Raw genomic sequence first — 6,636 nt, forward strand, 5'->3', positions numbered from 1 at the left:
CCACCATCGCGTCTTGCGCGCATGCGCACATCGGGAGGACGGTGGGACTCTGCCTCAACCATTCGATTGATGCCCGGGTCCGAGCCGCAGAGCTAGAGTTGGACTATGCCCGAACCCGACAGCCGTGTTCCGCTGGTGCTGAGCGCCATGCGCGTAACCCTGCATGCCGGGTTCGCCCTCCTTTTGGGCATCGGCATCATCCGGACGCTCATCGAGATCGGCGTGCACGGCATCGGCTGGATCGTCCTGCCGCTGTCGGTGATTCTGGCCGGGACCTACGTCTACGGCACGTTGCGCGAGAAGCACCACAGCGAACACGTCGGCATCGACGGCCGGCTCGCCGGGCTGCCGCAGCGCATGGCGATGCTGTGGCTGGCCGCTGTCACCGTCCAGTGGCTGTGCCTCGTCTCGCTGAGCGAGCACTTCACGTGGCTGGCCTTCCCCCTGTTCTTCCTGCATCTGCACATCCTCCGTACCCGGCATGCGATCTTCGCGGTCATCGTGCTCGCCTGCTCGGTCGGTGTCATCCAATGGGCCCACACCGGTCAGCTGCAGCCGGCACTCATCGTCGGCCCGCTGCTCGGCGCCGGAGTGGCGATCATCATGTCGCTGGTGTACCAGGCTCTGTACACTGAAAGCGAGCATCAGCGCCGCGCGGTCGCCGAGCTCATCAGCACTCGCAGCGAACTCGCCGCCGCCCAGCATGAGGCCGGCCAGCTGGCCGAACGTGAGCGGCTCGCCCAGGAGATCCACGACACCCTGGCGCAGGGCCTCTCCAGCATCGTCCTCGTCTCCCGCGCCGCCCGAGATGCGCAGGTCGGAGGCAGGTCTGAGGCCGCCGTGGACTACATCGACATCATCGAACGCACCGCCGCTGAGAACCTCGCCGAGGCCCGCGCCTTCGTCCGCGATCTGGCTGCCGGACAGGCACCGCGCCAGCAGCGCACCACCCGGCTGCTCGAGCGCCTGCCGCAGCTGTGCGCCGACACGCAGGAGCGCGTCCAGGCTGCTGGGCAGGACCTGAGGTGCACGTTCGCCGCCGAGGGTGACCCGGTCCCGGTTTCAGCCGCGACCGAGGCGGCACTCGTGCGATCTGTGCAGTCGCTGCTGTCGAACGTCGCCACCCACGCACACGCCTCGGCAGCCCGGGTGACGCTGGCGTTCTTCGACGACACCGTCACCATCGACGTCTTCGACAACGGCAGCGGTTTCGACCCCGACGCGGTGCTGCAGGCAGACCCGGCCGACGGTGTCGGTGCCGACTCCGGTTACGGGCTGCGCCTGCTGCGTGAGCGCCTCAGCCAGGCCGGCGGGCACGTCACCGTCGAATCAGCTCCCGGCAAGGGCACCGTCGTCGGCGTCAGCCTGCCGCTGCCCCCCGGCAGCGATCACCCACCCGAGCCGCTGGAGACAGCCGCATGACGGAGATCCGCCTGCTCATCGTCGATGACCACCCGGTGGTGCGCACCGGGCTCATCGCCATGCTCAACGGCTTCGCCGAGTTCGAAGTCGCCGCCGAGGCCTCCGACGGCATGCAGGCCATCAAGTCAGTCGAGCGGGCCGAGACGTTGGGCGAACCGCTCGACGTCGTGCTCATGGACCTGCAGATGGCCGGGATGGACGGGGTGACCGCGACCCGCAGACTCAAGGAGTCCCGCCCGGACCCGCCGGTGCTCATCCTCACCACCTACGACTCCGACTCCGACATCGTCGCAGCAATCGAAGCCGGTGCCTCAGGCTACATGCTCAAGGACGCCGATCCGGAGAAGATCCGGCAGGCCGTCACCGAAGCCGCTGCCGGGCGCACCGCCCTGGCACCGGAGATCGCCGCCCGGCTCTTCGACCGGATGCGCAGCCCGGGCATCTCGCTGTCGAACCGGGAGATCGAGATATTGCAGCTGCTGGCCACCGGGACCTCGAACCGCGAGATCGCCCGCGAGCTGTTCATCTCTGAGGCGACCGTCAAGACTCACCTCAACCACATCTACTCCAAGCTCGGCGTCTCCAACCGCACCGCAGCGATCGCTGCCGCCCGCGAGCAGCGCATCGTGCGCGACTGACCAGCTGTGCGTCGGCAGATGACGCGGGAAGTCGCATTCATGACGCTGCATGGCATGTTTATGACGATATAAGGCCTGCCGTGACATCCCCACCGGCTCCGGCCACCGCCCGGGTCTAGCGTGAGTTCCACATCTGTCCTCCCACAGACCTAGGAGCCATCATGCCGCTGACCCGCCTGCCCATCCTCGACCTGTCCCGCGCCGACGATCCGCAGCTGGCCGCTGACTTCCGCCGCCAGCTGCGCGAGGTCACCCACTCGATCGGGTTCTTCTACCTCACCGGCCACGGCATCCCCGCCGCAGACTTCACCGCCCTGCTTGAGACCGCTGAGCGTTTCTTCGCCCTGCCCGAGGCGGACAAGCTCGCCATCGAGAACACCCGCTCCCCGCACTTCCGCGGCTACACCCGCACCGGCGGCGAGCGCACCCAGGGCCTGGTCGACTGGCGCGAGCAGATCGACATCGGCCCACACCGCGCACCGGTCGCCGAACCGCTGCACGCCTACGACCGGCTCACCGGCCCGAACCTCTACCCGGACGCCCTGCCGGAGCTGAGGGCCGTCACCGACGCCTGGCACACCCAGCTGAGCGCGGTCGCAGCCCGGCTGCTGTCCGAATGGGCGCTGAGCCTCGGCCAGCCGGCTGACTTCTTCGCACCGGCCTTCGCCGAAGACCCCGAATCCTTCATCAAGATCATCCGCTACCCGGCACCCGAGCCGACCGCCGCCTCGGACACGGCCCCCGAGGACATCACCCAGGGCGTCGGCGCGCACCGCGACGGCGGGGTGCTCACCCTGTTGTACCCGCAACCGGGGACCACCGGGCTGCAGGTGCTGCATGAGGACCGGTGGATCGACGTCGAACCGATCGAGAACACCTTCGTCGTCAACATCGGCAAGCTGCTCGAGGTCGCCACCGGCGGCTATCTGCGCGCCACCGTCCACCGCGTGCTGCCGACCGCACCGGGTGCGGACCGGATCTCGGTGCCGTTCTTCTACAACCCCGCCCTGCGCGCCAGCCTGCCCGAGGTGACCCTGCCTGCCGAACTGGCCCCATCGGCGCGCGGGGTGAGCGCTGATGAGCGCGACACGCTGCATGCCGTCTACGGGGAGAACGCCCTGGCCTCTCGGCTGCGCTCCCACCCCGACGTCGCCGCACTCCACCACCCCGATCTACTGACTGCCGCGCCGGGTACCCAGTGAGCACGATCTCCGCCTCAGCACCCCTCGATGCCTGCTCGCCGGCCACCGCACCCGAGGCCGGTGTCCCCGCAGGGACGTCCGGGACCCGGTTGGCGCTGTCCTTCGAAGCCATGCCCCCGCGCAGTGCCGCCCAGCAGCAGCGCTCCGGTGCGCTGCTGGAGCTGCTGGCCTCCTACGACCCCGACTACCTCGCCGTCACCTCGGCGGTGGGCACCGGCTGGTCGGCGGGGACGGCGGCCTTCATCGAGCAGCTGGCCGCAACCACCCGGCTGCGTCCGCTGGCCCACCTGACGTGCACCGCAGCCCCGCGTAGGGAGCTGACCGAGTGGATCGAGCGGTTCATCGACGCCGGGGTGCGCGGGTTCCTCGCCGTCCGCGGAGACCTGGCAGCCGGGCAATCGGCTCCCCCGCGCGGGCACCTCGCGCACGCCGATGCGCTCGTGGCACTGCTGCGGGAGGTCGAGCGCGGCCAAGTCGCCCGGCTGTGCGGCGGCCGGCTGGCGATCGGGGTGGCGGCCTACCCGAGCGGGCATCCCGAGTCACGGCACCCGGCGGAAGACATCGACGTGTTGGCCGCCAAGCAGCGCAACGGCGCCGACTTCGCCATCACGCAGCTGTTCTTCGACCCCGCCCTCATCACTGCTGTCGCCGACCGTGCACGGCTGGCCGGCGTCACCCTGCCGATCATCCCCGGGATCATGCCGATCACCGGCACCGCGCGCCTGCAGCGGATGTGTCGGCTCTCCGGGCTCACGCCACCGCCGCGCATCTCCCAGGCGCTGGCCGCAGCCCGCAGCCCAGCCGAGGAGTACGACATCGGCCTGGACCTCACCGCCGATTTCGTCGACGAGCTCATCGCCGCCGGGGTGCCGGGCCTGCACTTCTACACCTTCAACGACCCGACGACCATCACCGAGCTGCTCTCCCGCCTGCGACCAGCCACCCTCTCCCGGCTGGCCGCCGACCGAAAGGACTTCCCGTGACCGCCTCACCGAAGTGTTCGTTCCCGCCTGCGACCGCCACCGGGCTGCCGCGCATCGGCCCGCGCCGCGAACTCAAGCGCGCCCTCGAAGCGCTGTGGGCCGGCACCATCGACGAAGCCTCTTACGCCGATGCCGCCCACAGTCTGCGAGTGGGCGCTTATGAGCGGCAGCGCGAGCTCGGCCTGACCGCCGACTATGCGATCCCCGGCGACTTCTCCGCCTACGACCAGGTCCTCGACGCTGCCATCACCACCGGCATCGTCGGTGAGGACCCGTCCGGCACCGACCTGGGCGAGTACTTCGCTCTGGCCCGCGGCACCGCAGAGCACCCGCCGCTGGAGATGACGAAGTGGTTCGACACGAACTACCACTACCTGGTGCCCGAAGTCGCCGATGAGCGCACCTTCACCGCCCGCCCGCAGCGTCTCCTCGACCTCGTCGCCGAGGCGCGGGAGGCCGGGCATCGGATCCGCCCGGTGCTGGTGGGTCCGGTGACCCTGCTGGCGCTGTCGAAGCCGACGGCTGGAGCAGAGCAGGCGCCGCTGGAGCGGCTCAATGAGCTCGTCGAGGTCTACGCCGAACTTCTGGCTGCCCTGCATGCCGCCGGGGTCGAGTGGGTGCAGCTCGATGAGCCGATCCTGGTCACCGACCTCGACGCGATCAGCGATGCTGAGCTGGCCGCCTGCGCCGGTGACGCGCATGCCCGTCTGCTGTCAGCCGGTGAGCGCCCGCAGGTGCTCATCACCGCGCCATATGGTGCGCTGCGGGCAGGACTTGAGACCCTGCTGGCCGCCGGGCCCGAGGCGCTGGGCGTCGACGTCTCGCCTGCCACCCGGGCCGCGGACCCCGGTTGGCTGGCCCGCCTGCAGACAGCGGACTTCGGCACCACCCGGCTGGTGGCAGGGGTGGTCGACGGCCGAAACATCTGGGCTGCCGACCTGGCTGCCGAGCTCAAGGTGCTCGCCGGGCTGCAGGACGGTGGTCGTGATGTATCGGTCTCGACCTCGACCTCGCTGCTGCATGTCCCCTACACGGTGGCCGCCGAGACCCGGCTGCCGGTCGATGTGGCCGGCTGGCTGTCCTTCGCCGCTGAGAAGCTCACCGAGGTCGAGGCGCTCGCGGCGGCACTGGAGGCCCGCAGCAGCGGTGCTGACGACCCGGCCGGTGTCCGTAAGCCCGCCTTCGACCGGTCGGCCCGGGCGGTGCGCACCCGCGCAGAATCCGCCCGCGTGCTCAACCCCGAGGTGCGTGCCCGGACAGCTGCCATCGGTGAGCGCCGGGTGCGCAGTGGCAGCCTCGAAGAGCGCCGGCGAGCCCAGGGCGCACTCGGCCTGCCGGTGCTGCCGACGACGACGATCGGCTCGTTCCCGCAGACGCCCGACGTGCGCCGAGCCCGGGCCGCGCTGCGCGATGAGCGCATCACCGAGGTGCAGTACCAGGCGACGATGCAGGCCGAGATCGCCGAGGTGGTGCGCCTGCAGGAGGAGCTCGGCTTCGATGTCATCGTCCACGGTGAGCCCGAGCGCAACGACATGGTGCAGTACTTCGCCGAGCACCTGGCCGGCTTCGCGGTCACCGATCACGGCTGGGTGCAGTCCTACGGCAGCCGCTGCACCCGCCCGCCGATCCTGTTCGGCGACGTACACCGGCCGGCTCCGATCACGGTGCCGTGGTCGACCTTTGCCGCCAGCCTGACCGACAAACCGGTCAAGGGGATGCTCACCGGCCCGGTGACGATCCTGTCGTGGTCCTTTGTTCGCGATGACGTGCCGCTGTCGACTGCTGCTGAGCAGATCGGCCTGGCGCTCTCCGACGAGGTTGCCGAACTGGAGGCCGCCGGCATCCGGATCATCCAGATCGACGAGCCGGCTCTGCGTGAGCTGCTGCCGCTGCGCGCCGATGCCCGGGACGCCTATCTGGAATGGGCGGTCGATGCGTTCCGGTTGGCCAGCATCGGTGTGGAGCCGGGCACGCAGATCCACACGCATCTGTGCTATTCGGAGTTCGAGCAGGTCATCGACGCCATCGATGCCCTCGATGCCGATGTCACGAGCATCGAAGCCGCCCGTTCGCGCATGGAGCTGCTCGCCAGCCTCGACCCGACCGAGTTCGACCGCAGCGTCGGCCCGGGCGTTTACGATATCCACTCCCCGCGGGTGCCCTCGGTCGATGAGCTCATTGGCCTGCTGGAGGCGGCCCTGACCCACGTGCCGCGCCATCGCCTGTGGGTGAATCCTGACTGCGGACTCAAAACCCGCCGGTACGAGGAGGTCCGCCCGGCATTGGAGAACCTCATCGCCGCCCGTGACGCAGTGCGCGTTCGCGCCGCCGAGGAGGTTCCTGCGGCCACTGGTGCAGCCGTCTGACCTCGGACGGCGACCCGTCCATGAT

The 6,636-nt window shown here is 69.8% G+C and carries 5 protein-coding genes; all 5 read left to right on the forward strand.

Going from position 1 to position 6,636, the window contains the following annotated elements; translation table 11 throughout:
• Positions 1-105 precede the first annotated feature (105 nt).
• The 5 genes from M3B11_RS11355 (at position 106) to metE (ending at position 6,611) form a co-directional block, all read left to right on the forward strand.
• Positions 106-1,422 (forward strand): sensor histidine kinase, encoded by a 1,317-nt coding sequence (locus M3B11_RS11355; RefSeq protein ID WP_259877547.1) that lies wholly within the window; start codon positions 106-108, stop codon positions 1,420-1,422.
• Positions 1,419-2,060, forward strand: coding sequence for a response regulator transcription factor (locus M3B11_RS11360; protein WP_259877548.1), 642 nt, complete (start codon positions 1,419-1,421; stop codon positions 2,058-2,060). Before M3B11_RS11355 ends, M3B11_RS11360 begins: the two co-directional genes overlap by 4 nt.
• A gap of 161 nt (positions 2,061-2,221) precedes the next feature.
• Positions 2,222-3,262, forward strand: a complete 1,041-nt coding sequence (locus M3B11_RS11365) for an isopenicillin N synthase family oxygenase (RefSeq protein ID WP_259877549.1) — start codon at positions 2,222-2,224, stop codon at positions 3,260-3,262.
• Positions 3,259-4,245, forward strand: a complete 987-nt coding sequence (locus M3B11_RS11370) for a methylenetetrahydrofolate reductase (protein WP_259877550.1) — start codon at positions 3,259-3,261, stop codon at positions 4,243-4,245. Before M3B11_RS11365 ends, M3B11_RS11370 begins: the two co-directional genes overlap by 4 nt.
• Positions 4,242-6,611 carry a 5-methyltetrahydropteroyltriglutamate--homocysteine S-methyltransferase gene (gene metE, locus M3B11_RS11375; RefSeq protein WP_259877551.1) on the forward strand — a complete coding sequence of 790 codons (2,370 nt, stop codon included), beginning with the start codon at positions 4,242-4,244 and terminating at the stop codon, positions 6,609-6,611. The genes M3B11_RS11370 and metE overlap by 4 nt, the downstream gene beginning before the upstream one ends.
• Positions 6,612-6,636 lie beyond the last annotated feature (25 nt).

Origin of the sequence: Brevibacterium sp. p3-SID960 (genome assembly GCF_025144725.1) — a bacterium.
In the GTDB taxonomy this organism is placed as follows: Bacteria; Actinomycetota; Actinomycetes; order Actinomycetales; family Brevibacteriaceae; genus Brevibacterium.

Bases quoted from the DNA above. Each gene is read 5' to 3' on its own strand.
- M3B11_RS11355 (WP_259877547.1), top strand. From the start codon at position 106: ATGCCCGAACCCGACAGCCGTGTTCCGCTGGTGCTGAGCGCCATGCGC.
- M3B11_RS11360 (WP_259877548.1), top strand. From the start codon at position 1,419: ATGACGGAGATCCGCCTGCTCATCGTCGATGACCACCCGGTGGTGCGC.
- M3B11_RS11365 (WP_259877549.1), top strand. From the start codon at position 2,222: ATGCCGCTGACCCGCCTGCCCATCCTCGACCTGTCCCGCGCCGACGAT.